Source organism: Mucilaginibacter calamicampi, from assembly GCF_042676765.1.
In the GTDB taxonomy this organism is placed as follows: Bacteria; Bacteroidota; Bacteroidia; order Sphingobacteriales; family Sphingobacteriaceae; genus Mucilaginibacter; species Mucilaginibacter calamicampi.
The window spans coordinates 256,231-280,294 of the sequence record NZ_JBHTHU010000005.1; the positions used below are offsets into that span (position 1 = coordinate 256,231).

The following is a 24,064-nucleotide window of genomic DNA, read 5'->3' on the forward strand; positions in this document are numbered from 1 at the left end:
GTACATAACGTGCAATTTCGCTCTCAATTGCATTTACACCAATTTTTGGTACGTGCGCCACCAAAGGTCAGGCATTTCACCGGATACGGCGGTGGTATAATCATCGTACCGGCAAGGTACCAGGTGAAAGCGTTCATTTAACGATCCGCCTGTGGGGTAAGGTACCTGCATCCACCATCGGTCAGATTTTTTGCTTTTTACAAACACCAACTCATGATCGTCATGCTTTAAACTGGTTTTATAAATAAGGTATTGCGATTTTGGATTAAGCGGAAAGTCTTTTTTACGATTATAAAAGCCGTCAATAAAGCACCATATCATTTGCGCTAAAAGCATGGCTGTTTGGCCATTGCTGTCATACGCCGGGTTAAATTCGTAAAAGCCTATAGAGGTAAGCTTATCATTTATCCCTGCGTAGCGGCATATCTGGCAAGCTTCTTCGCCATAAAAGCCGTTTGGCCCGGCGTTGATATTACCCATAGCGTCTGAGGACCGTACCGCGCCCATATCAAAACTGAGCATATTGGCATTCCTGATGATAGGCTCGGTAACGGCTACTTGTCCGCTTAATTCGCCTAAACGGTGGGTATCAAAATAAAGCTTCTCCATTACCCGCAGGCTATCCTGACTGGTGTAATAAGTTTGATAACCAAGGTTACTGTAGTTGAACAGGTAATTGGGCTCGTGTAAAAATATTTTTTGAAGATATGACGCGGATGTTGTCTCTATGGTTTCCGGGTAATCATCGTCATCCAGATCAAACCGCGGATCAATTATAACCAGGTCAACCTTTTGTTCAAGCGACTCGTAGGCCAGATACTGGGCGTAAGTAAGATCCTGCCCGCCGCCGATGATGATGGGGAGGATGTCCTTTTTTATCAGTTCATTAATAACAGTTTTCAGCGCGAAATAGGTGTCTGTAACCGTTTCGCCCTGTTTTATGTTTCCTAAGTCGGCAATTTTTGTGTTGTAACCGCCTTCGTTAAGCAGGTAAAGCTTTTCGCGTACATAATCAGGCCCAAGCGCGCAGCCGGGGTTGTTTATGGCATTGCGGTCTTCCTGCACACCAATAATGGCCAGATCTACACCTTGCTCCAGATCCGGAAAAGCGTCTGAAAAAGTCTCGATCTTACTTCCCAGATGACTGGTATAGTAACCATTTTTAGGAAGTATCTTTTTTAAATCGATAGGAAAAAAAAAATCAGATAGGGACATATTTGATGTGCAAATGCGTTGATGTGCAAATATGCAGATTTTTTTAATGTGCAGATATGAGGATGTGCAGATATGCAAATGATTATAAATTTGCTTATCCACACATTTAACCCATTTGCACATCTGCACATTTACATATCCGCACATTTGCACATTTGCATATCCGCACATCTATCCGCACATTTGCACAACCGCATATCTGCACATCAAGAATGATACTCGTTACCGGCGCTACAGGTTTTTTAGGGGCAGAAGTTGCCAAACAGCTGGCCGAACGCGGCGAGCTGGTCCGTTGTACCAAACGAAAAAACTCATTTATTCCTCCATTATTAGAAGCATCTAAGAATATCGAGTGGATAGATGCCGATATGCTGGATATTGCTGCCCTTGAGCAGGCCTTTGAAGGTGTTGATAAGGTTTATCATTGCGCCGCTTTTGTGTCGCTTAAACAGGCGCATAAAAAGCGAATGATAAACGCCAACATTGCCGGCACCGCCAATGTGGTTAATCTTTGTTTGGATAATAGCGCGCGGCTGGTGCATGTAAGTTCAATAGCTGCCGTTGGCCATGCCAAACCCGGAGAGTTTACCACAGAGAACCACCAACTTGATGTTAATTTAGAGGATGATGGTTACGCTATATCAAAGCTGGAAAGTGAGATGGAAGTGTGGCGCGGCATAGCTGAGGGACTTGACGCAGTTATTGTTAATCCGTCGTTAATAATTGGCCCCAACGCGGGCACCAGAGGCAGCGGGCAATTGTTTGAAGCCGTTCGTAAAGGATTAAAATTTTATACCGAAGGTGTAGCCGGTTTTGTTGATGTGCAGGACGTTGCCAGATGTATGATAGCACTAATGGAAAGCGACATCGTTGCCGAGCGATACATCATCAGCGCCGAAAACCGCAACTACGGGGAGCTGACCACAGAAATTGCCGCTTGTTTCAAAGTAGCACCGCCTACCATATATGCCAAACCCTGGATGATGGAAATTGGCTGGCGACTGGCGCGGTTAGTATCACTTATTACCGGGAAACCGCCTTTTTTGGATAAGATAGCCGCACAGGCTGCAAGCCAGGTACGCAACTTTGATAACAGCAAAATTAAGCAGGCCATTGGCATTGAATTTAAGCCGATAAGCGAGACGGTGAGGGAGATATGCGAATCCTTAGCCCCCTAACCCCCTGAAGGGGGAACTCTTGTGGCCATTGCTTCGTGGGTATTCTCCCTTTAGGGGGCTAATCAAACTCCAGCGGCCCTATTATTTTCATGTTTCTTTTAATAAGGTATTGCCGGTGCTTTACATAACGGCTGGGCTTAGTTGGCGACCAATGCAGCGGACTTGGAAAAATAGATGCAATGGCAGCGCACTGCGAACGGGTTAGGTCTTTGGCATCTTTGTGGAAATATTCCTGCGCGGCTGCCTGTGTGCCATAAATACCATCGCCCATTTCAATAACGTTAAGGTAAACTTCCATAACGCGTTCTTTGCTCCAGAATATCTGTATCAGTACCGTAAAATATGCCTCGAGCCCTTTACGCAGCCAGGAGCGCCCCGACCACAGGAACACGTTTTTAGCAGTTTGCTGGGTTATTGTACTACCGCCCGCGACGTGCTTGCCTTTGCCATTGTTTTTTGCTGCGCGTTCAATAGCTTTAAAATCAAAGCCAACATTATTTAAAAAGGTAGCATCTTCGGCAGCGACAGCCGCACGGGCCATGTAAGGCGATATTTCTTCAAGGTCGCGCCACTCTTTGTCAATTTTCCAGTCCTTGCCGTCTGCCTTGCGCTCAAACCCGCGTCCGATCATTAACCAGGTAAAAGGCGGATTAATAAAACGGTAGGCTATAACGCTTAAAACGCTAAAGCCAACAAATACAATAACAAATAATTTAACAAAGCGCCATATGAGTTTGCCCAAGCCTTTCATGCAACTAAAATATCTGTTTATCCCGAAATTTTATCAAGATGGTAACAATTATCTTGCTGCTCTCGGCTTCCCGCTCATATTTCCCTCACGACGGTTGTTGCTTTTTTTCTTGTCGCCACCGCCAAAACCACGGCCGCGCTTTGGCCCGCCGCGTGGGTTGCCGCCACCTTTGTTACCGCCCTGAGCAGGGGGTGGCAAAGGATTAGCAATAGCCTTAGCGCTCATAGGGTATGGGTGATCTTCGTTAACAGGGATCTGTTTACCTATCAGTTTATGAATATCCTTTATGTAACCTATCTCTTCCTGATCGCAGAATGAAAAAGCAATGCCATCAGCACCGGCGCGGCCTGTACGGCCAATACGGTGTACATAGGTTTCGGGTATGTTAGGTATCTCGTAGTTAATAACGTGCGTTAGCTCGTCAATATCAATACCACGCGCGGCAATATCAGTAGCAATTAAAACACGCGTGGTGCGGTTTTTAAAGTTAGCCAATGCGCGCTGCCTTGCATTTTGCGATTTGTTGCCATGAATAGCCTCGGCAGTAACGCCAATTTTATGCAGGTCCTTTACCACTTTATCAGCACCGTGTTTGGTGCGGGTAAACACTAACGCGGTTTTAATGTCCCTGTCTTTTAGTATATGGGCCAGTAAAGAGCGTTTATCGTTCTTCTCTACATAGTACAGTTCCTGCTGAATAGTATCGGCAGTTGATGATACCGGCGTAACCTCCACCTTTTCAGGTTTGTTTAATATGCTATCGGCCAGTTGCTGTATCTCTTTAGGCATAGTGGCCGAAAAGAAAAGCGTTTGCCTTTTTGCAGGCACTTTGGCAATTATTTTCTTTACATCATGCACAAAGCCCATATCCAGCATACGGTCGGCTTCGTCAAGTATCAATATTTTTATATGGTCAAGGCGTATGTAGCCCTGGTTCATCAGGTCAAGCAAACGGCCTGGTGTAGCTGTTAAAACATCAACACCACGGCGTATAATGTCCACCTGTGGGTTTTGAGACACACCCCCAAAAATAACGGTATGTTTTAAGCCAGTATGGCGTCCGTAAGCTGCAAAGCTCTCGTCAATCTGTATGGCAAGCTCGCGGGTAGGGGTTAATATTAAGGTCTTTATTGTTTTTTGTTCTTTGTGCTGTTGTTTCTCCTGGTATAATAACTGTAAGGTAGGAATAGCAAAAGCGGCAGTTTTACCGGTACCAGTTTGTGCGCAGCCTAAAAGGTCGCGGTTTTGTAGTATAATGGGTATAGCTTGTTTTTGTATAGGGGTGGGCGTTGTATAACCCTCTGTTTTAAGAGCCTTCAAAATAGGCTCAATTAATTTTAAATTTTCAAATGACATGTATTGTATCTTATTATGTAGATGCTAACGCGATTGCATAAGCGGATCTGAAGAGTCTCTCGTCGTGGAAATGATCAAAACCGTAAAGCTAACGGGTATTATTTTTTTATTGCAGGCAAAGATACTGTTTTTTGTTGGGATGTATAGGTAGGGGTGTTTTTGCGGATTATGACGAAGAATAGGTATTAAGAGATTGGGGTTTAAAAAAATAGAATAATGTGGGCGTTCCCCCTTCGGGTCAGGCTTTCCGCTCATACGCCTTCAGGCCTTAGGCGCGGGGCCGGTATCCGCTGCAATCCTTAACGCAAGGGATTTTGCAAATACTTATAGTTCAGCACAGCAATTTCCACGTCTTTCCACAACTGGGAAACAGTGTTCGATTTTCTTTTTGCCGCTATGAATATTTCTTTACCACGGTCTGTAAGAAAATATTTGCCTCCTGTTTTCACCAATAGATCGTTAGCAGCCAACCATCTAATGGATGTCTGCAATTCTTTTTGCGTTGGAACAGCATGATTGATGCCATCAGCCAACATGGATATTCCGGCTATATCAGTTGGCTCCACCTGAGATGCCATAGCGGTAGCTAAAAATATCCAGGAAATAGTTTGATTATCCTCCATATCAGGAATAGTTATTCTCTAATATATAAATTCCGGTCATCTACCACAATTATTGGTCAGCAAAAATGCCTAAACGCACAGTATTGAGATTAAATACTAACAAAACTAATAGCACTTATAAAGGTTATTTATTAAATTAACCACCATGCCCGAACTACCCGACCTTCAAGTATTCGCCCGTAACCTGAACAAATTGTTCAAAGGCAAAACCTTAGCTAAAATTGAAACGCCAAACCATAAAAAGCTGAATGTCTCGGTTAAGGAATTAAAATCCGCGCTCGAAGGAAAGGAATTAACCAACGTAAGGCGTGTGGGTAAAGAACTGCATTTTGAATTTGGCAAGCATGCACTTGGTTTGCATCTGATGCTGCACGGTCAGTTTTACACATTTGATGGTGATAACGCGCACAAGTTCACTATAGTTGAACTGCATTTTACGGGCGGGCAAGGCCTGGCGCTAACAGATTATCAGGGAGCCGCCACACCTACACTTGATCCGGAGGAGAAAGATGTACCTGATGCTTTAGCAGTGGAGTTGGCTTACCTTAAAGAAAAACTGAGCAAAAAGCGTTCGCCGGTTAAAACTGTTTTAATGGATCAGAAGGTGCTGCGGGGTATAGGCAATGCTTATGCTGACGAGATTTTGTGGGAAGCACGGATATCTCCATTTTCACCCGCTAATAAACTGCCTGAAGCGGCGGTTAAGAAATTAGCCAAAGCCATAAAGGAGGTTCTTGAAGATGCCGAAAAGCAAATAATTAAACACAGTCCTGACATTATCAGCGGAGAGGTGCGCGATTTTTTAAAAGTGCATTTGCCCCGGCACAAACAAACCGAAACCGGTGCCGCCATTCATCAAAAGGAGTTAGGTGGAAGGAAAACCTATTATACTGATGAGCAGGAAGTGTTTGACTAGTACGGGTATGTCCTGTTGGGCGCTTTATTATACTATTTAACTTCAAACGACGTTCTAATTTCAAATAGTAATATTTGCTTTAAGCTCAATATTTATGGCTTGCGCTGGTTTACTGTTTTGACAGTTTTGCAACCAATTCCTTTAATTGCTATTCCCTGACCCACTATGAGAAAACGCTTTCAATTGATATTAACAGCCAACAATTTCAAGCTGTTAATGAAACAATATTTTTCAAAAAGCTTATCTGTTTTTAACAAACGCAAGCTGTTTACAGAGTTAAACGATGCCAGCATTGTTAAAGACGATGCCTTGCCACTTAACGTTGTACAACCAGGATCAAAAGTGTTGGTGCGCGACATTAGTAAGCGCCAAACTTATACTGTACAAATAGCAGAGGAAAATCAGGAGGCCCGCACCCTTAACAAAATACCTGTAAACGATCCTTTATCTATCGCCTTATTGGGCTATGGCAACGGGCACAGAACGGAGTGGGAAATGCCCGACGGCGTGCACCAATTTGAGATCGTATCAGTTAGTTGACGCAGGTATTTGCCAAAATGCTGTGCTGCCTTTTGTAATGCCGAAATAATTGCGGTATTTTAAGCATCAGAAACAGTATCACAATGATCAGATCAATATTTATAGCTGCCTTTGTTATTAGCGGCACCCTAAGCACTTTTGCGCAAAACAGTTACCAATATACCGCCGACATTGCCAATATTAAAAGCGATGCGGTTGCCATTACCCTTAAAACCCCGGCTATAAGTCAGCAGGAAGTTACCTTTTCGTTCCCTAAAGCCATACCGGGATCATACGCCCGCAAAGACTACGGCAGGTTTATAGCGGATTTTGAGGCTTTTGATAAAAGCGGAAAGAAGCTGAAAATCAACAAACTGAACGAAAATCAATACAGCATTAGCAACGCCACCACGCTTGATCAAATAAGCTATCGTGTTAACGATACATGGGACGAAAAGCATAAGGATTTTATATTTCAGCCGGGCGGCAGCAATATCGAGGCCGGTACAAACGTGGTGATGAACAACCATGCCTTTTATGGTTATTTTGAAGGCATGGCTGATATGCCATTTGAAATAGCAGTAAGCAAGCCCGCAGATTTTTACGGCGCAACGCATTTGGATGTAAACCGTGCATCGCCGCAAAAAGATATTATTAAAGCCAAAAACTATGTTTACCTGGCTGATAACCCAATAATTTATTCCAGGCCCGATACTGCGTCTTTTTACGAGGGTAAAAGTAAGATCAACATTGCTGTATTCTCTGCAACCGGCAAAGTAAAGAGCGCGCAGGTAACGGCATACTTAAAGCCTATTTCGGCCGCTTTAAACAAGTTCTTTAACGGCTTGCCTATAAGCTCTTACCAGTTTTTATACTACTTTGAAGATCCCGAAAAAGCATTGGCCGACCGTGCCAAAGGCGAAGGTGGCTACGGCGCTTTAGAACACAACTATTCGTCGTTATACTATTTGCCGGAAATGACGTTGGAAAGCAGGCTGAAATCAATGGTGTATGATGTTTCTATGCATGAGTTCCTGCATATACAAACGCCATTAAATCTGCACAGCAACGAGATAGAGCATTTTAATTTTACGGCGCCGGTAATGTCGCAGCATTTGTGGTTGTACGAGGGAATTACCGAGTATTTTGCGCAGCTGGTGCAGGTACAAAACGGCCTTACTAATGAAAAGCAGTTTTTTGCCAAAATGCGCGAGAAAATGAGCGAAGCCGATGAGTTTGGCGATTTTTCTATGACAGAAATGAGTAAGCGGGTAATGGAAGACAGCTTTCAGAAAAAATATAACAGCGTTTACAGTCGCGGTGCTTTGCTTGGTTTGATGTTGGACCTGGAGATACGCGAAAAAACCGGCGGCAAAAAAGACCTGAAGCAGGTAATTACAGAGCTGTCAAAAAAGTACGGACCTAACCGCCCGTTTGACGATAATAAACTGTTTGATGAGTTTGTGGCGGCTTCGCACCCTGCGGTAAAGGATTTTTTGGATAAATATATTGCAGGGCCTAATGCAATCCCTTACCAGGAGTATTTTGGTAAAATAGGCTATGAGTATGCACCGACTAAGGATGTGCAGGCCTATTATCCCGGTAAGATGGGGTTAAAGTATGATGAGCCTACCAAATCTTTTTTATTTACCGGAGTTGAAAATAACCCATTGGGCATTGCAGACAATGATGTATTTAAAGCGATAGACGGCGTGGCCGTTAGCGGCGAAAATATTGATGAAATATGGGGATCATACTTTCAGGAAAATACACAGCACCCCAGCATTAGCTTTACCGTGGTACGCAAGGGGCAGGAGAAAACGTTAAGTGGTAAAATATTAGACGGGCAGTTTAAAACTAAACATTACCTTGAGCCAATGCCTGCAGCAACAGCACAGCAAAAGCAATTGCTGAGCGCCTTAATAGGCAGATAACCATGGAAAAAGATCTGATCTCTTTTAGAACGTTTGACGACCTGGCCCTGGCCGAGGACGTGGCTAATACGCTAAAGCAGAACGGCGTTCAGTACGAGCTAAAAACCATTGCTCCTAAAATTGATATAGCTACCATGACGGGTGCCGCTAAAAGCTATGTTATAATGGCTTATGCCGCAGACTTTGACAGAATAAATGATCTGTTGCAGCAAAGCGAATTGGAAGACATTGAAAAAGTAGGCAGCGATTATTACCTTTTTGGTTTTACCGATGAGGAGTTATTTGATGTGGTAACCAAAGCGGATGAGTGGAGTGCATTTGATATAGTGCTGGCGCGAAAAATATTAAAAGACCGTGGACATGATGTGAGCGACGGAAAAGTTAAGCAGATACAGAATGATAGAATTGTAGAATTAAGGCAGCCTGAGCCTTCGCCAACCTTGTGGGTAATTTTAGGATATGTGTTTGCTTTGTTAGGCGGCATTATTGGTGTTTTTATTGGCAGACACCTATACGCACACAAAAAAACTTTGCCCAACGGCGAAATGGTTTTCATTTACAGTGAAAATACCCGTAAGCATGGGCGCAATATATTTTATATAGCCACTGTGTGTTTTGTCTTGGCTTTTCTTTTCAGATTAAGGGATTTCTTTTAGTAAAAGCCTATGCCCGTTAGAGACACACAAGATCAACTATCAAAATAATAGTAAAAAAAGAAAAATGGAAAATATACAGCAAGACCGCGTAGAAGACTTAAAAGCTCCCGAAGCTTCTCAAAAGAACATTATCATATTAGGTTATATATTCGCGTTACTCGGTGGCCTGATCGGTGTTTTTATCGGCCAGTATCTGGCAGGCTACAGAAAGACTTTGCCTAACGGTGAAGTGGTGCTAGCCCATAGCGAAAATGACCGTAAACAGGGAAAATACATAATGACATTAGGCACCGTAATGCTGTTGGTAGTGTGCTTTTTAAAATTGACGCATATAATTTAGCAAACTACGTACCCTAATAAAAAAAGGCTCCTTGAAAAATCAAAGAGCCTTTTACCTTTCGCCTTTCAGCTTTTACCTTATTTCTTATAAGCGTATTTAAAGTTTTTGCCTATGAATTTTGCGTTCTCGCCTAATTCTTCTTCAATACGTAATAATTGATTGTATTTAGCGATCCTGTCTGAACGTGAAGCCGAACCGGTTTTGATCTGGCCGCAATTTAAAGCCACGGCTAAATCAGCAATAGTAACATCTTCCGTCTCGCCAGAGCGGTGACTCATTACTGAAGTATAGCTGCTGGTTTGCGCTAATGACACCGCGTTAATAGTTTCGGTTAGTGACCCTATCTGGTTAACTTTTACAAGTATAGAGTTGGCAGTAGCATTATCAATACCTTGTTGTAAACGTACTACGTTAGTAACAAACAAGTCATCTCCAACTAACTGTACTTTATCGCCAATTTTGTCGGTTAATATTTTCCAGCCGGCCCAATCATCCTCTGCCATACCATCTTCAATAGAAATAACAGGGTATTTGCGGGTTAACTCAGCCAAGTATTCTGCCTGCTCTTCGCTGGTGCGGATAGCACCTTTTTCGCCTTCAAATTTGGTGTAATCGTATTTACCATCTTTGTAAAACTCAGAGGCTGCGCAGTCAAATGCAAGGCAAATATCTTCGCCTGCTTTATAGCCTGCTTTTTCAATGGCCTGTAAAATGGTTTCAACACCATCTTCGGTACCACCAAAGGTAGGAGCAAAGCCACCTTCGTCGCCTACAGCGGTTGAAAGGCCGCGGTCATGTAATATTTTCTTTAGGGTATGAAAGACTTCGGCACCCCAACGTAAAGCCTCAGAGAATGATGGCGCGCCAATTGGCATGATCATAAACTCCTGGAACGCTATGGGAGCGTCAGAATGAGAACCACCATTAACAATGTTCATCATTGGTATAGGCAGCGTATTAGCATTTACACCACCAATATAGCGGTATAGCGGCTGGCGGCTTTCCTGCGCGGCAGCTTTTGCAGCAGCTAATGATACACCTAAAATGGCGTTAGCGCCTAAGTTGCTTTTGTTATCTGTGCCATCAAGGTCTATCATTATTTTATCGATGCTGTTTTGATCAAACACATCAACGCCTTGCAATTCTTTAGCTATAATATCATTTACGTTGGCAACAGCTTTTAAAACCCCTTTACCCAGGTATTTTGATTTATCGCCATCGCGAAGTTCAACTGCCTCGTATGCACCTGTTGATGCGCCTGATGGCACAGCAGCACGGCCTAAAAAGCCGTTTTCGGTTAACACATCAACTTCAATAGTAGGATTACCGCGAGAGTCAAGTATCTGGCGGGCGTGAACATCAATTATTAAACTCATTTTCTATTTAGGATTAATTTATACTTCTCGCAGTGTGTAAAGTGTACACTTAGATTATTCAAAGATACAAATCTTCAATAAATAAGCGGAAAAACTTTAAATATTAACAATTGCTTAATACGGCGCTTAATCTGCAGAGGTTGGTATTTGTTCTTTTGATTTTTTGTGATCGCGGTGTATGCGATAATTTATATTAATAGCCAGGTTGTTTTTAGCGCCTGCAGTGGCAAGGTTATAATTGTATTGGTTAAGCCATCCCAACTGCAAACTAAATGATTTATCAAACTGATACCCCAGCCCCGCCGAAAAACGGTTACGCTCAAAATGTGGCGCTTTATTATTAAAGAAAACTTCGTCAAATATCCCTATAAAAAATGTTCCCGGACTTACCTTTTTATTATTAAGTGGGATAACCATACTCAAACGGTAGCGAAAGCGGTTACGATAAATACCGTTCACCCAACGCTGTTCGGCCCGGTAACGGTGCTCAAACTTAACACGGTCTAAAAAGCTGTTAACCGTCATTTGTTCCCACATTCTGAACTCGGTGTTGGGCGTAAGTCCCAGATCATTCTCATCGGTAACATAGCGGCCTGCGCCTAAAAGCGCCGTGTAATTGTTAGCAATGTCATAGCTTATGCCACCCTTTGTTTCGTAATAAAAAAACTGGTTAAAAAACTTATTGGAGCGTGTCTGCAGCTCTATATAGCCACCCCAGCGCGTAACACTGTCGCCGGGCATTGTTATGGTCGCAATGCCAAAAACACCTGGTTTGTTATTTTGTGCTTTTGCGGAAAATGAAATAATTGACAGGATGAAAAATAGACCGAATAACCGTGCCTTTAGGTTTGCCATGTTAAGTTTGTGTAAATTTTAATGGCAAATGTATTTTGTTAATATTACCTCAATATTAAATATTTGGCACACAATGTTAAGTTTGTGTTAACAGTGCTTATATGTGCGGATGAGGTTTATGTGTGCCGCGTATCACTCTGTAAACAACCGCTAATGCCATACTGCCTTTGGCAGCAGTATTGGTTGATGTGTGAATGTACTGGTGAGACCAGCCGGCCTGGATGCGTAACGGTGTAGAAAACTGATAACCTAATGTGGCAAGGAAACGGTTGCGCTCAAAATTTGGCATTTTATTGTTCAGCGAGATCTCGTCGTTAACATTGATATAAACGGTATTGGCCGTCATTTGACGATGCGTAAGCGGGAATAACAAACTTAGCCTGTAGCTAAAGCGGTTACGATAATTGCTGTTTACCCAACGTTGCTCAACCCTGAAACGGTTCTCCAGATTTAATCTCTGCCAGTTCTCGTTGATGGTTACCTGTTCCCACATCCTAAACTCGGAGGTGATGGGCAGTAAACTCAGGTCACGGTAATCATCGGTAATATAGCGGCCCGTACCTAAAAGAAATGCTGTTTTGTTAGACGTATTATAGCTGATGCCACCATGCAGCTCGTAATAATAAAATTGGCCTACAAAGGTATTGGTGCGTAACTGCAGTTCGGCATAACCGCCCCAGCGGTGGGTGGTATCGCCGGGTATTAATACGTTCATAAGCCCTAAAAAGCCGGTTTTGTTGTTCTGGGCCCTGGCGGTAAAGCTGAATGCTGTTAAAAAGAATATAAGGGCATACCTGCCCTTGTATAAAAACATTTAATCAATATAATTAGGGCAGCAAATGTATGGTTTACAATTTATTAATATTAACCTCATTAATAAATAAGTCGCGCCCTTATTCCCATTTAAACAGTTTCACTGCCAGCGCATAGATCACTACACCCCAAATTACCATGATCAAAATCTGATTGCCTACATCAAACAATCCCGCCCCCTCAAAAGCCACCTTTCGCAGCGCATCGTTTAAATAGGTGAGGGGTAAAGCACGGCTTATAGGCTGCAGCCATGATGGAAAAACATTTATAGAAAAGAAAGTACCCGATAGCAGAAATTGCGGCAAGGTAATTATGTTGGCAATAGGCGGCACAGAACTCTCGCTTTTTGCAATACCCGATACTACAAAGCCAAAGCCCATAAAAACGATTACCCCGAGGGTAGAGAGGAGCAGCATATTGATCACCGTGACCGCACCGTGTATCAGCGTAAAGCCAAAGGCAAAATGCCCTATCAGTATAATAAACAGTGCTCCGATCAAGGCGAAGGAGATCCGTGCAATGGCCTCGCCTAAAACTATGCTGTAGCGCTGTACGGGCGTAGCAAAAAAACGTTTGATAACCAGTGTAATGCGCAGACTTAAAAACACAAAGGCGGTACCAAACACGCCGGTGCTTAATAGCGAAAAGCCTAATTGCCCCGGTAAAATAAAGTCGATGGTTTTATACTCGCGACCATGAACGGTTGTTTCTTTTAACTCGGCAACAGGGGGCGGCATTTGTCCGCCACGTGTGTTAGCCTGATAAATAACATTATTCAGAATTGATTTAAGGATATTTCCTTTTTCTAATGATGCGCGGGTGTATTGGACGTCTATAGTAAATGGAGGCGCAGATTGATTCTTTTTTATGCTGATGATTGCATCTATACTCCCTTTTTGCAAACTTTTATCCATCTCTTCCGGCGACAGATTATCATTTATTCTGATAACGCCGCTGCTGCTTAAAGCCTTGTAAATATAGTTAGACGTATCGCTGCCTTTAGCCATTCCCACATCAACAGATAGGCCCCCGCCGCCAATAAACCCAAACACCAAAATAAATATCAGCGGAAACGCCAAACTAAACACTACCGACGAAGGGCTGCGGGTTATAGAGCGAAAAGCGGCTTTAGCGATAGAAAGCGTAGCGCGAATGTTGTTATATGGTTTGTTGTTGTTGGTCATTGGTCAATAGTCATTAGTCATTAAAAAAATCCGAAATCGAACATCCGAAATTCGAAATCAACCGCGCCATTCCTTACCCGTCAGGTTAATAAATACATCTTCTAAATTGGCAGCCTTTACCTGTTTAGGGCGCTCAAAACCGGTTGCCACCAGGTTGTCAATAAACTGGTCTGGGGTGTCTATGCCGATTATGCGGCCGCCATCAACAAAGGCAACACGATCGCAAAGCACCTCAGCTTCATCCATATAGTGTGTGGTAATAACCACGGTAGTTCCGTTATCGCGTATCTCGCGGATCAGATCCCATAAATTACGACGCGCCTGTGGGTCCAGTCCGGTAGTTGGCTCATCTAAAAAAACAATGCGAGGGTCGTTGATCAGCGTGGTAGCAATAGAAAAGCGTTGCTTTTGCCCGCCGGATAGTTCTTTATATTTTGCTTTTGCCTTGTCTTCAAGCGCAACTTTAGCCAGCATCTCTGCCGGGGTTTTATTTACACCATAAAGGCCGCAAAATAGTTCTATCAATTCGGATAGGTTAAGGTTGGGATAATATCCCGCCGCCTGCAGTTGTACACCAATACGTTTCTTTATCTCGCCGGCATGGACGTCAATATCAAAGCCATCAACGGTAACGCTACCTGATGTTTTATCGCGCAGGCTCTCAATTATTTCAAGGGTGGTGGTTTTGCCGGCTCCATTCGGGCCCAGCAGGCCAAATATCTCGCCTTCATGAACTTCAAAGCTGATGTCGTTTACCGCGTTAAAATCGCCGTAATTTTTTACCAGGTTTTTTACTGTGATTATAGGTTGTTTTACCATGGTGTAAAGGTGCTGCAGAAATAGCTACAATGCAATATTATTTTTGGTTAATTACAATTTAGTGTTAACTGCCTTATTTAACCAGGTGACCAATTAATTGGATAGCTAAGGCGATATGTGCTACAAATTTGGCCAACATTAAAAATAACGATGCGGTTAAAAACTTTCCCATTGTTGTGCGTGATGATTTATAGACCAAAATTGGCTCAAATCAGCAGGGTAACATATAGTTTTTAGGTAAACGCGGCCTAATTGTCGGTAAATGTGGGGCGTTGGCGGCGAAAGTATTTACAACTGTGGGTTTTAAGCTATGATAAAAGCGTCATGCTGAAGTTGTTTCAGCATCCATTTGCTCAGCACGCGTTCATAGTTGATGAGATGCCGAAATAAATTCGGCATGACCCGATTGGGCAGGAATGGTTTTTACTTGCTAGACAGACTTATGATATCATCCCTTTTTCAACTCACTTTCTGATTTTAAAGCCTTGCCGCCATCTTCCTGCTTAACCTCATAAGCCGGTTCATCTCGGCTGGCGTTGCGCTTTACATGCGCGCCCTTTATAGTTTTTTCAATCGGCCCGGTGTGCTTTTTAACTATCTCGCCTTCGGCGGTGCCTTTGCCCCACTTCCAGGTAACTTTATCTCCTTTTTTCATAAACAGAAATAGCTCCCAATAAGCGGGAGCTATTTCTGTTAAGCAAACGCGTTGCCAAAAATTATTCTATCAGGGTACCTATGTAATAATTAAATGTATCAACCTCTACGTTGTCTTTGGTCAGGCCCGCAATCTCAAATGGTTTTAATGTATTTGTAACAGTTACAAATTTATACTCGCCACCTTTAACGCGTATTTTAACCGGCATAGTAAAATTGGCTGCTTCTGCTATCCAACGGATATACAAACGGCCGTTAACATTTTCAATGTTAAGTATCGGCAAGGTTTTATAATGCAGATACTGATCAAAAACAGGTGCCAGATTCATGCCCGCCTGTTGCGAGATATAGCCCGTTATATCATCATAAGTAACCGTTTTATGATAAAACGTTTTATTCAGTCCCCTCAATATATCGCGCCATTTAGCATCATCATTAATAATGGTACGTATGGTGTTTAACAATACCGAGCCTTTAGGATACATATCGCCTGATCCTTCTTTGTTAACATTATATGGCCCAACAATTGGCCCATCATTATCAATGCCTTTACGCAGGCCTAAGTTATACTCCAACCCGGCCTGTTTGCCGTAATTACTTTCTATAAACAATGATTCAGAGTAATCTGTAAAGCCCTCATGTATCCACATATCGGCAATGTCTTTTGATGTGACGTTGTTGCCAAACCACTCATGCCCGCTTTCGTGCACAACTATATAATCCCACTTTAAGCCCCAGCCTGTAAGCGATAGATCCTGCCCCAGGTAGCCGTTACCGTATTTATTGCCGTAAGCAACCGCGCTTTGATGCTCCATACCTAAAAATGGGGTTTCAACCAGTTTATATCCATCTTCGTACCAGGGGTACGGGCCAAACCAGTTTTCAAATGCTTTTAGCATGGGTTTTACATTGGCGTCAAAGTGTTTTTTGGCTTTAGCGGCGTTATAACTCAACACCCAGTAATCCAGGCTAAGATTACCCTTTTCGCCGGCATAGGTATCGCTTATGTGAGCGTAGTTGGCAATGTTTACCGCGACGCCATAGTTATTAATAGGGCTGCCAACAAACCAGTCAAACTTTGTATACCCATTCTTCAGGTCGGTGGTTTTACGCAAGCGACCGTTGGATACATCCTGTAATCCTGTAGGCACGCTAATACTGATGAGCATGCTGTCAACCTCATCCGCCTGATGATCTTTGTTAGGCCACCAAACGCTGGCACCCAAGCCCTGGCAGGCGGTTGCTACAAAAGGCTTGCCTAACGAGTCGGCAGTGTAAACCACACCGCCATCCCAAGGCGCTTTTTTCGCAACAACAGGATTACCTGAATAGTATACTGTAAACTCATCTTTTGAGCCTTTGGTTATAGTTTTAGGGAAGGTTACAAAAACGGCGTTAAACTCGCGCTTAAACGGCAGGTTGGCACCTTTATAAACAACCTTTTCAATTTTCAGGTTATCAAACAGGTCGAACTGAAGTTTAGTAAAATTCTCGGTAGCCGTAAATTTAAACCGGTTGCTGCCGCTGATGAATTTTTTATCGATATCAAACTTAACGTCAAGGTGATAGTAGTTAATATCATAACATGTGCGCAGTGGCGTTAGCATACCACGCAAAGTATCTGCACGGGTATACTTTGCCTTTGCTTTAAGTAGCTGAGCCTGGGTACAAAAGGGTACAAGCCCTAAAATGAATAGGAGGATACGGGTAAATTTCATAATACGCAGTTAATGAGACTCAAATATAATACATCCGCCCTAAATTAATATTTAATAATATCTTCGTAACATTTTGCTCAACAAAGCCAACTAATCTCTAATTAACTAATCACTAATCTCCAAAATAATTAACTTTGGGCACCAAAACAATAAATATGCAATATGATGTTATCGTGATCGGCTCGGGGCCGGGTGGCTATGTGGCCGCCATACGCAGCGCCCAGCTTGGTTTAAAAACCGCCTGTATTGAAAAATATGCTACCTATGGCGGTACTTGTTTAAATGTGGGTTGCATCCCATCAAAAGCTTTGTTAGATTCTTCGGAGCATTTTTATAATGCAGGTCATACCTTTCAAAGCCATGGCATTAATCTTAAAGACCTTAAGGTTGACATTGCCCAGATGATGAAGCGCAAAACCGAAGTAGTGCAAAAAAACACCGCCGGTATCAGCTTCCTGTTCAAGAAAAATAAGATTGACGCCTATCAGGGCATGGGATCTTTTAAAGATAAAAACACCATTGTTATTACTGCCGCTGATGGAAAAACGCAGGAGATAACAGGTAAGAATGTAATTATTGCAACCGGCTCTAAACCGTCAAGCCTGCCTTTTATCAAGATAGATAAAAAACGCATCATTACCTCAACAGAAGCCTTAACGCTTACCGAAGTGCCTAAGCATTTGGTGCTGATAGGTGGGGGTGTTATCGGCCTTGAGTTAGGTTCTGTATACGCACGTTTAGGCGCCAAAGTATCTGTAATTGAGTTTATGGATGGCATTATCCCAACTATGGATAAAGCCTTGGGTAAAGAATTGCAAAAGGTATTATCTAAGCAAGGAATGGAGTTTTACCTGGGGCATAAGGTTACCGGCGCTACCGTTAAGGGTAAAGAGGTTACCGTTACTTTTGATTCTCCGCAAGGCGAAAAGAAAGAACTGAAAGGCGATTACTGCCTGGTAGCTGTTGGCCGTGTTGCTTATACAGATAGCCTGGGCTTGGATAAGATAGGCATCACCGTTGAAGAGCGCGGACGTAAGATCACTGTTAACGACCACATGGAAACCAGCGTTAAAGGTGTTTACGCCATTGGCGATGTGGTACGCGGCGCTATGCTGGCCCACAAGGCCGAAGATGAAGGTACTTATGTTGCCGAAACCATTGCCGGACAAAAACCACATATCAACTATAATCTGATACCGGGTGTTGTTTATACCTGGCCGGAGGTTGCGGCTGTTGGTCAGACAGAAGAGCAGCTGAAAGCAGCAGGTATTAAATACAAATCAGGTTCGTTTCCGTTCCGTGCAAGCGGCAGGGCAGTAGCCAGCGGTGATATGGACGGCTTTGTGAAAGTATTGGCTGACGAAGCTACCGACGAGATATTAGGTGTACACATGATCGGTCCGCGTACTGCCGATATGATTGCCGAGGCCGTTTGCGCGATGGAGTTCCGTGCCAGTGCAGAGGATGTAACCCGCATGAGCCATGCGCACCCGACTTACACTGAAGCTATGCGCGAAGCTTGTTTAGCCGCAACCGCCAACAGGCCGATACATATTTAATTTCGGATTCGAATTTTCGATTTCGGATTTTGATAGAATAGCAAAGCCTTTCCAGTTGGAAAGGCTTTGTTGTTTTCTCTGTCATTCTGTGCAACAGCGAAGAATGTTGTAAGCGATGCCGTGCAGGGCGCCTAGCTTAGCGAGACGGATAAGATCCTTCACTGCGTTCAGGATGACAAATAAATAAGCGGTTACTTTTTCGAAAACGCACTCGCCATCGCATTCAACTCCTTAACGCCTGGTGTGGTTTTGCCATTACTAACAACTATTCTGTACCTAAACGTAACCGATTCCCCCTTTTGCAATACCAGGTTCTTAGCCGATTTGCCATTGGTAAAGATCTTTTCGCCTAATGGGTTAGCGGCAAATAAGCCATACCCGCGTGCATGCCAAAAGGTAGGGTAGTTAGGGTTTTTAGGGTGATCAATAATGGACACGCTGATAGAATCCGCTCCCATCTTGCCAAATACTTTGCACCATTCGCCGCGGGTGCTCCACGCATCGTCGCCTGTTTTGCCTGCGCTGGTTAAGTAATTGCCGTTGGGTATTTTATCTGTACCGGCCTTAACAATTGTAACAATGCCTTTATCGTCTGTAAACTTTTGATCTACCGTGCTGGGTATCTCCAGCGCATGCGCCAGGCGAATGCCCAGCATGCCATCCTTAGCATCGGTAAACCTGGCTTCCATATCGGCCTTAATGGTAGTGATCCTGTCAATTATCCGCCTGTTAGCGTCGCCACTAAACTCATATCGGGTGGTTTCTTGCAATATCACCTCTTTGGCCTGGTTGGTCCAGTTGGCGTGGTAGGCAATAACGCCCGTGGTTCCGCTTTTGGTTTCCAATATTTTATCTGTGCGGATCCAGCCGTATTGACTTTTCTTAGCCGTCGGGATAGCATAGCTGTTGTTCCAGAAATCTAAGCCATTCAGGTTTTCATAGTTAAACCAAAGGCCAATATGATGCGGGTGATCAATAGGATCGCCGGGCTGCGGGTTAAGCGGAAAGCCCCGTGTTACCGTTGTGCCATTAGCCGCTACCAACGGATAAAGTACTGATTTCTCCAGCGTATCCGGATATAAAAAACTGGTAAAGGCTTTGCCGCCAATAGTTACGTCTATTTTACCTTTTGCCGATGACCTAACAATCACCTGCTGTTGGGCCATGGCACTTGCACATACTGCACATAATGCCACAATTAAAGCGGGTGTTTTAAACTTGCTCATAGTTGTTGAATATGTTAAGTCTTAATACTTAAACACCTTGCCATTAACCATAACCTCCTGGGTCTTCTCATCAAAAGTTGCCTTGCCGCCAGTGTGCGCCGCGGCGGTGGTCATAATGTTGGCAATAGAATGTGAATAACCCGCCTCAACAGGTGCATTAGGTGTTTTTCTGCTGCGTATACATTCCATCCAATTGCGCACATGGGCAGACGTTAAGGCGTCGCCACCCGTGTTGGCACTTGCCACTACTTTTTCTGTACTTGCCAGGGTTTGTTCGGGCAATAAAAATGGCTGCATGTTCATGGCTGCTGCAAACCGCTGTGTTAAGCCGCCTTTAGGCGATATTTTGTTAGTATCAAGGTTAAGCTCGCCGCCGTTTGAATAGTAAATTTCGGTAGGGTTTTCGGTGCCGTTATGCATACGCGACTGAAACGATACCTGGAAACCCGTTGCAGGATCGTCTGCCGGGCCATAATCAAATACTGCGGTAATGGTATCCCAGTTACGCCTGCCATCTTTCCATTGATAAATACCACCGTTAGCGGTTACACTTCGTGGGTGTTTTAAACCCGTAAACCAGTGTACCGTATCAATCTGATGGCTCATCCATTGGCCGGGTAAGCCTGATGAATAAGGCCAGAACAGGCGATATTCTAAATATATACGTGGGTCAAACTTTTCAAACGGGCGGTTTCCTAAAAACCTCTTCCAATCAGTATCTGCTTCCTTTAATTGCGCTACTACATCGGGCCTGCGCCACCTGCCGGGCTGGTTAACGTTCCATGCTAGTTCAACCATTGTTATAGGCCCAAACTTTCCTGATTTAATAAAATCATTGGCCGCATGATAATTAGTACCACTACGCCTTTGCGATCCGATCTGCACAATCCTGTCAGATGCCTTAATTACCTTTAAAGCTTCGCGGTTGTCTTCCATGGTTTCGGCAAAGGGTTTTTCGCAGTATACATCGCAACCTGCTTTTACGGCTTCAATGGCGTGTCGGGCGTGTTGAAAATCGGCAGTGCTTACAAACACGGCGTCAACCAGTTTTTTGCCATACATTTCTTCATTATTGCGGCAGGCCTCAATGTCATGCCCCATTTTCTGTTTCCATGTGGCAACGCCTTCTTCGCGGCGTTTGTTCCATATGTCTGATACCGCCACAATATCAAAGTTCAGTTCTTTGTAGTGGTTCATAAAACAAGGCATGTGCGCGCCTTTGTGCCTGTCAGAATAACCAACAACGCCCACCCGAACTCTATCATTAGCCCCGATGATGCGCTTGTAACTTTGTGCGCTCCAGGCGGTTTTGCTTACCAGCAGGCCGCCTGTAGCTATTGACGCCTGTTTAATAAATTTACGACGCGATTCTTCCATAGCTTATGTTTGTTTAATACGGTTTTTAATTGGTTTACACGGGGCTTGCCGGCATAGGGTTTACGGCTCGACTCCCGATTTTAAAAGTACAAACTTTAGCCACATATCTGCAACAAATTACGGCGTGTTTCGTCTCACACGATTGCGGGACAAAGTGAGACAGGTTGGGACAGATTTTTCATTAAACACCTGACAATTAATATTTTACGGTTTGCCTGTGGGACAAAGTGAGACAACTTATTCGTCAGGAAAATTAGCTATGAAATTGGGGTAATTGATTGATTATCAGATATGATGTGAAAATGGTGATTTTTGTCCCACGGTGAGACAAAAAATGTAAAGATGGGATAGGATTAATGAGCGGGATAGTACCGCTAAAACTTAACCAAACAATTAATAAGCCCCCACATGCTATCGCGCAGAGATTGCTCCGTTCCTTGCAAAGACGAGTTGGAGAGGATTTTAATTATTACCCAAACAACTCTTTAAACCTGCCGTAATAATCGCTTATATGCTGTTCTAATTGCTTAATTATATTGTTGTTGAGTTTACCGCTGCGGTGCACGCATTTATAATCGGGCGTAAGGTCAACTTCGCCTAGCACATCGCCGTGTTCTATTACTTTAAAGTGGCCGTCGTTATGGGGTAAAACGGTGAGGTTAAGTTCCTGCCCGGGCAGGCTGATCAAAACATGAAACTGACGCTGTGGCAAAAAGCCTAATTGCTGTAACATAATGCCTCCGGTTTTTTATAGGTAGTAAATTTTGTAGATGCTTTTATTAAAACATTATTCGGCGCAAAATATTGCGATTGAAATGTTAAATACGCGTTAAATACTTACCTTAAAGTTAAAGGTGCCAAATGAAAGTAATACTAAGGCTATATTAAGTTTGCTACAGGTATTGCGTTAGCACCTGCTCTAACTGCGTAGCGGGCACAACGCCGCTTTGTCGCCATTTGGTTTGGCTGTTTTTAAATACCATTAGCGTGGGCACGCTTTGTATGCCGTAGGCGTTGGCCACAGCCGGATTTTTATCAATATCAATTTTGATAACGGTTACTTTATCGCCCAGGCTGCTTTTAAGCTGCTGCAAAATAGGGGGCATCATTTTGCAGGGCCCGCACCACTCGGCCGAAAAATCAACCAACACTGGTTTTTCTGATGCTATTATTTCATTGAAGGTGGCCATGATAGTATAACTTAAGTAGGATGGAAATGTTTTGCCCACGCTGATCTCCCCTTAAAACCGAAGCCTTTTAAAATGAAACACTGAATGCCGAATGTCCAAGTTACCTTCATTATTGGATACTTAACATTGGGTGTCACCATCAAAACTCCTTCCTCGGGGAAGGGTGCGGCAGGTTGTGAAATGGCGGGAAGGGGTTTTGTAAGGCGGCATAACCCCTCCCTACACCCTCCCGTGGGGAGGGAATCGCACTGCCCGCCGCTTCTTTTTAAACCTCTCGGAAACTCTTAAGCAAGTATCAGCAATTACAATTTCAAATCCAACCGTTTGGCTTTCGCCTGCGCCTGCAACGCCAACTCTGTAGCTAAAAGGCAATGCGCCTGTGGCATGGCGGTTTCGGTGCGGTTAAGTACATCGTTAACAAACTGCTCGCCAAAGGGCAGCACCTGGTTGGCGCAATCAATGTATTGAATGCCTTTTTTATCTGCCAAAAAAACGTGACTGCCACCCGGCCTGCCTGCTATGTCAATATATTTACGCACTTCAATATAACCATCCGTACCCAGAATGGTAAGGCGGCCATCGCCAAATACGCTTACACCATCGGGGGTGAACCAATCCAAGCGCACGTAGCCCATACCGCCGTTGCCGTGTACCATGGCATCACCAAAGTCTTCAAATTTTGGGTATTGTGGGTTATGCACATTGGCCACCTGCGATGCTGTAACCTCGGCCTTGGTTGAGCCGGTATAAAACAAATACTGGTCAAACTGGTGCGAGCCAATGTCGGTAATGATACCGCCATAATATTTAGGATCAAAAAACCAATCGGGGCGACTTTTAGGCGTCATTTTATGCGGGGCTATGTTGATGGTTTGCACCACCTTGCCAATGGCTCCGGCCTGCACCAGCTCGCCTGCTTTTACGCTGCCCTTATTCTCCAGCCTTTCGCTGTACATTATAGAGTAAATGCGTTTGGTTTGCTTCTGCACTTTACGCACTTCGGCCAGCTGATCAAGCGTTATAACACCCGGTTTATCAACCAGGTAATCTTTGCCATGCTGCATTACCTTAACACCCAAGGGGGCGCGGTCAACCGGAATTCCTGAACTTAAAATAAGCTGGATGGAAGGGTCTTCCAAAATTTCGGTATCAGTCGCTGCTTTTTTTACCGTTGGATATCTGCGCATAAACGAGGCCAGCAGATCAGGCTCTTTGGCGTAAACAGCTACTATTTGGCCGCCTCCGCGTGTTACAGCATCAACCATGGCGTTTATGTGGCTGTGGTTAATGCCTATTACCGAGAAACGTATTTTAGCATCAGCGGCTTTTACCGGTGGCGGCGGAGGGGGAGAAGCTAATAGCGATGGCGGAAGCAGTAAACTGCCACCGGCTACCATAGCCGTTTTCTTTAAAAATTGTCTGCGGGTATTGTCGTTAATGTTCATAAAGCAGGGTTAATTGGATATTTAAAGTTATATATATCCAACTAAAACTCCTTACATAAACTACGCAAACGATTACGCGGGTTTTACTTTTTAGTGTTTATCCAAACGTACCTGCCTTTGCTGCATTTTGCGCAAAATAGTTTCATTACGGGCAGAAAAGGAAGAAACATCCTTATAAACAGCCCCCTGCGTTGTTTAAAATGAAATGGCGCACCGCATTTAGGGCACGTATAATCTGCCGACTTAATTACTTTAGATTTCAATAGATGCTGGTTAACTACGGTTATAGTAGCAAGATAGAAATAATTTAACGGCAATCGATAATAAAAAATATAAAAAGTAGTTTACGCCGAAAAGCAA

At 43.7% G+C, this 24,064-nt stretch carries 23 protein-coding genes; 7 read left to right on the forward strand and 16 right to left on the reverse strand.

The genetic code is table 11. The features are described 5' to 3' along the window. Window positions 1-33 precede the first annotated feature (33 nt). A complete protein-coding gene (locus ACFQZS_RS06795; protein WP_377098556.1) occupies window positions 34-1,215 on the reverse strand; it encodes a formimidoylglutamase in 1,182 nt (393 codons plus the stop codon). Between the two features lie 212 nt (window positions 1,216-1,427). On the opposite strand from ACFQZS_RS06795, the gene ACFQZS_RS06800 reads away from it, so the two are divergent. Then, window positions 1,428-2,393, forward strand: a complete 966-nt coding sequence (locus ACFQZS_RS06800) for an SDR family NAD(P)-dependent oxidoreductase (RefSeq protein ID WP_377098558.1) — start codon at window positions 1,428-1,430, stop codon at window positions 2,391-2,393. 58 nt (window positions 2,394-2,451) lie between these two features. On the opposite strand, the gene mtgA is transcribed toward ACFQZS_RS06800, so the two are convergent. The 3 genes from mtgA to ACFQZS_RS06815 form a co-directional block, all read right to left on the reverse strand. Next, entirely contained in the window at window positions 2,452-3,144 is a 693-nt protein-coding gene (gene mtgA / locus ACFQZS_RS06805) for a monofunctional biosynthetic peptidoglycan transglycosylase (protein ID WP_377098559.1), read from the reverse strand. A gap of 48 nt (window positions 3,145-3,192) precedes the next feature. Next, window positions 3,193-4,500, reverse strand: coding sequence for a DEAD/DEAH box helicase (locus tag ACFQZS_RS06810; protein ID WP_377098561.1), 1,308 nt, complete (start codon window positions 4,498-4,500; stop codon window positions 3,193-3,195). Between the two features lie 299 nt (window positions 4,501-4,799). Further along, window positions 4,800-5,123, reverse strand: coding sequence for a hypothetical protein (locus ACFQZS_RS06815; RefSeq protein WP_377098563.1), 324 nt, complete (start codon window positions 5,121-5,123; stop codon window positions 4,800-4,802). Window positions 5,124-5,268: 145 nt separating this feature from the next. Between ACFQZS_RS06815 and ACFQZS_RS06820 the strand changes: the two genes are divergently transcribed. The 5 genes from ACFQZS_RS06820 (at window position 5,269) to ACFQZS_RS06840 (ending at window position 9,488) form a co-directional block, all read left to right on the forward strand. Continuing rightward, complete coding sequence (locus tag ACFQZS_RS06820; RefSeq protein ID WP_377098565.1) at window positions 5,269-6,039, forward strand: Fpg/Nei family DNA glycosylase; 771 nt, start codon at window positions 5,269-5,271, stop codon at window positions 6,037-6,039. 165 nt (window positions 6,040-6,204) lie between these two features. Then, the gene (locus ACFQZS_RS06825; RefSeq protein WP_377098567.1) at window positions 6,205-6,579 is read left to right on the forward strand and encodes a GreA/GreB family elongation factor; all 375 of its coding nucleotides are present in this window, start codon (window positions 6,205-6,207) and stop codon (window positions 6,577-6,579) included. A gap of 83 nt (window positions 6,580-6,662) precedes the next feature. Then, window positions 6,663-8,492, forward strand: coding sequence for a M61 family metallopeptidase (locus ACFQZS_RS06830; protein WP_377098569.1), 1,830 nt, complete (start codon window positions 6,663-6,665; stop codon window positions 8,490-8,492). A 2-nt stretch (window positions 8,493-8,494) separates the two neighbouring features. Beyond that, the gene (locus ACFQZS_RS06835) at window positions 8,495-9,148 is read left to right on the forward strand and encodes a hypothetical protein (RefSeq protein ID WP_377098571.1); all 654 of its coding nucleotides are present in this window, start codon (window positions 8,495-8,497) and stop codon (window positions 9,146-9,148) included. Window positions 9,149-9,212: 64 nt separating this feature from the next. Beyond that, the gene (locus ACFQZS_RS06840; protein WP_377098573.1) at window positions 9,213-9,488 is read left to right on the forward strand and encodes a hypothetical protein; all 276 of its coding nucleotides are present in this window, start codon (window positions 9,213-9,215) and stop codon (window positions 9,486-9,488) included. A gap of 77 nt (window positions 9,489-9,565) precedes the next feature. Here the strand turns inward: ACFQZS_RS06840 and eno are convergent, their stop codons facing one another. The 7 genes from eno to ACFQZS_RS06875 form a co-directional block, all read right to left on the reverse strand. Further along, on the reverse strand, window positions 9,566-10,864 hold the full coding sequence (eno, locus tag ACFQZS_RS06845; RefSeq protein ID WP_377098575.1) for a phosphopyruvate hydratase: 1,299 nt from the start codon (window positions 10,862-10,864) through the stop codon (window positions 9,566-9,568). Window positions 10,865-10,990: 126 nt separating this feature from the next. Beyond that, window positions 10,991-11,719 (reverse strand): DUF2490 domain-containing protein, encoded by a 729-nt coding sequence (locus ACFQZS_RS06850; RefSeq protein ID WP_377098577.1) that lies wholly within the window; start codon window positions 11,717-11,719, stop codon window positions 10,991-10,993. Window positions 11,720-11,816: 97 nt separating this feature from the next. Next, window positions 11,817-12,533, reverse strand: coding sequence for a DUF2490 domain-containing protein (locus tag ACFQZS_RS06855; protein ID WP_377098579.1), 717 nt, complete (start codon window positions 12,531-12,533; stop codon window positions 11,817-11,819). A gap of 79 nt (window positions 12,534-12,612) precedes the next feature. Next, window positions 12,613-13,716: an ABC transporter permease gene (locus tag ACFQZS_RS06860; protein WP_377098581.1), complete on the reverse strand. Its 1,104-nt coding sequence runs from the start codon at window positions 13,714-13,716 to the stop codon at window positions 12,613-12,615. A gap of 57 nt (window positions 13,717-13,773) precedes the next feature. Beyond that, complete coding sequence (locus ACFQZS_RS06865) at window positions 13,774-14,535, reverse strand: ABC transporter ATP-binding protein (RefSeq protein ID WP_377098583.1); 762 nt, start codon at window positions 14,533-14,535, stop codon at window positions 13,774-13,776. Window positions 14,536-14,983: 448 nt separating this feature from the next. Beyond that, window positions 14,984-15,190, reverse strand: a complete 207-nt coding sequence (locus ACFQZS_RS06870; RefSeq protein WP_377098585.1) for a hypervirulence associated TUDOR domain-containing protein — start codon at window positions 15,188-15,190, stop codon at window positions 14,984-14,986. Window positions 15,191-15,251: 61 nt separating this feature from the next. After that, window positions 15,252-16,907: a M1 family metallopeptidase gene (locus ACFQZS_RS06875; RefSeq protein WP_377098587.1), complete on the reverse strand. Its 1,656-nt coding sequence runs from the start codon at window positions 16,905-16,907 to the stop codon at window positions 15,252-15,254. A gap of 155 nt (window positions 16,908-17,062) precedes the next feature. On the opposite strand from ACFQZS_RS06875, the gene lpdA reads away from it, so the two are divergent. Further along, window positions 17,063-18,466, forward strand: coding sequence for a dihydrolipoyl dehydrogenase (gene lpdA, locus ACFQZS_RS06880; RefSeq protein ID WP_377099615.1), 1,404 nt, complete (start codon window positions 17,063-17,065; stop codon window positions 18,464-18,466). A gap of 191 nt (window positions 18,467-18,657) precedes the next feature. Here lpdA and ACFQZS_RS06885 read toward each other — a convergent pair whose 3' ends face one another. From ACFQZS_RS06885 to ACFQZS_RS06905, 5 genes are all read right to left on the reverse strand, one after another. Beyond that, window positions 18,658-19,692: a DUF6807 domain-containing protein gene (locus tag ACFQZS_RS06885; RefSeq protein ID WP_377098588.1), complete on the reverse strand. Its 1,035-nt coding sequence runs from the start codon at window positions 19,690-19,692 to the stop codon at window positions 18,658-18,660. Window positions 19,693-19,713: 21 nt separating this feature from the next. Continuing rightward, window positions 19,714-21,069, reverse strand: coding sequence for a Gfo/Idh/MocA family protein (locus tag ACFQZS_RS06890; protein WP_377098590.1), 1,356 nt, complete (start codon window positions 21,067-21,069; stop codon window positions 19,714-19,716). A 469-nt stretch (window positions 21,070-21,538) separates the two neighbouring features. Next, window positions 21,539-21,802 carry a hypothetical protein gene (locus tag ACFQZS_RS06895; RefSeq protein WP_377098592.1) on the reverse strand — a complete coding sequence of 88 codons (264 nt, stop codon included), beginning with the start codon at window positions 21,800-21,802 and terminating at the stop codon, window positions 21,539-21,541. Between the two features lie 160 nt (window positions 21,803-21,962). Beyond that, window positions 21,963-22,259, reverse strand: coding sequence for a thioredoxin (gene trxA / locus ACFQZS_RS06900; protein ID WP_377098594.1), 297 nt, complete (start codon window positions 22,257-22,259; stop codon window positions 21,963-21,965). Between the two features lie 302 nt (window positions 22,260-22,561). Then, window positions 22,562-23,704, reverse strand: coding sequence for a Gfo/Idh/MocA family protein (locus ACFQZS_RS06905; RefSeq protein WP_377098596.1), 1,143 nt, complete (start codon window positions 23,702-23,704; stop codon window positions 22,562-22,564). Window positions 23,705-24,064 lie beyond the last annotated feature (360 nt).

Excerpts from the sequence above, each read along its gene's own strand:
- ACFQZS_RS06795 (WP_377098556.1), bottom strand. The coding sequence starts at position 1,215 with ATGTCCCTATCTGATTTTTTTTTTCCTATCGATTTAAAAAAGATACTT.
- ACFQZS_RS06800 (WP_377098558.1), top strand. The coding sequence starts at position 1,428 with ATGATACTCGTTACCGGCGCTACAGGTTTTTTAGGGGCAGAAGTTGCC.
- mtgA (WP_377098559.1), bottom strand. The coding sequence starts at position 3,144 with ATGAAAGGCTTGGGCAAACTCATATGGCGCTTTGTTAAATTATTTGTT.
- ACFQZS_RS06810 (WP_377098561.1), bottom strand. The coding sequence starts at position 4,500 with ATGTCATTTGAAAATTTAAAATTAATTGAGCCTATTTTGAAGGCTCTT.
- ACFQZS_RS06815 (WP_377098563.1), bottom strand. The coding sequence starts at position 5,123 with ATGGAGGATAATCAAACTATTTCCTGGATATTTTTAGCTACCGCTATG.
- ACFQZS_RS06820 (WP_377098565.1), top strand. The coding sequence starts at position 5,269 with ATGCCCGAACTACCCGACCTTCAAGTATTCGCCCGTAACCTGAACAAA.
- ACFQZS_RS06825 (WP_377098567.1), top strand. The coding sequence starts at position 6,205 with ATGAGAAAACGCTTTCAATTGATATTAACAGCCAACAATTTCAAGCTG.
- ACFQZS_RS06830 (WP_377098569.1), top strand. The coding sequence starts at position 6,663 with ATGATCAGATCAATATTTATAGCTGCCTTTGTTATTAGCGGCACCCTA.
- ACFQZS_RS06835 (WP_377098571.1), top strand. The coding sequence starts at position 8,495 with ATGGAAAAAGATCTGATCTCTTTTAGAACGTTTGACGACCTGGCCCTG.
- ACFQZS_RS06840 (WP_377098573.1), top strand. The coding sequence starts at position 9,213 with ATGGAAAATATACAGCAAGACCGCGTAGAAGACTTAAAAGCTCCCGAA.
- eno (WP_377098575.1), bottom strand. The coding sequence starts at position 10,864 with ATGAGTTTAATAATTGATGTTCACGCCCGCCAGATACTTGACTCTCGC.
- ACFQZS_RS06850 (WP_377098577.1), bottom strand. The coding sequence starts at position 11,719 with ATGGCAAACCTAAAGGCACGGTTATTCGGTCTATTTTTCATCCTGTCA.
- ACFQZS_RS06855 (WP_377098579.1), bottom strand. The coding sequence starts at position 12,533 with ATGTTTTTATACAAGGGCAGGTATGCCCTTATATTCTTTTTAACAGCA.
- ACFQZS_RS06860 (WP_377098581.1), bottom strand. The coding sequence starts at position 13,716 with ATGACCAACAACAACAAACCATATAACAACATTCGCGCTACGCTTTCT.
- ACFQZS_RS06865 (WP_377098583.1), bottom strand. The coding sequence starts at position 14,535 with ATGGTAAAACAACCTATAATCACAGTAAAAAACCTGGTAAAAAATTAC.
- ACFQZS_RS06870 (WP_377098585.1), bottom strand. The coding sequence starts at position 15,190 with ATGAAAAAAGGAGATAAAGTTACCTGGAAGTGGGGCAAAGGCACCGCC.
- ACFQZS_RS06875 (WP_377098587.1), bottom strand. The coding sequence starts at position 16,907 with ATGAAATTTACCCGTATCCTCCTATTCATTTTAGGGCTTGTACCCTTT.
- lpdA (WP_377099615.1), top strand. The coding sequence starts at position 17,063 with ATGCAATATGATGTTATCGTGATCGGCTCGGGGCCGGGTGGCTATGTG.
- ACFQZS_RS06885 (WP_377098588.1), bottom strand. The coding sequence starts at position 19,692 with ATGAGCAAGTTTAAAACACCCGCTTTAATTGTGGCATTATGTGCAGTA.
- ACFQZS_RS06890 (WP_377098590.1), bottom strand. The coding sequence starts at position 21,069 with ATGGAAGAATCGCGTCGTAAATTTATTAAACAGGCGTCAATAGCTACA.
- ACFQZS_RS06895 (WP_377098592.1), bottom strand. The coding sequence starts at position 21,802 with ATGTTACAGCAATTAGGCTTTTTGCCACAGCGTCAGTTTCATGTTTTG.
- trxA (WP_377098594.1), bottom strand. The coding sequence starts at position 22,259 with ATGGCCACCTTCAATGAAATAATAGCATCAGAAAAACCAGTGTTGGTT.
- ACFQZS_RS06905 (WP_377098596.1), bottom strand. The coding sequence starts at position 23,704 with ATGAACATTAACGACAATACCCGCAGACAATTTTTAAAGAAAACGGCT.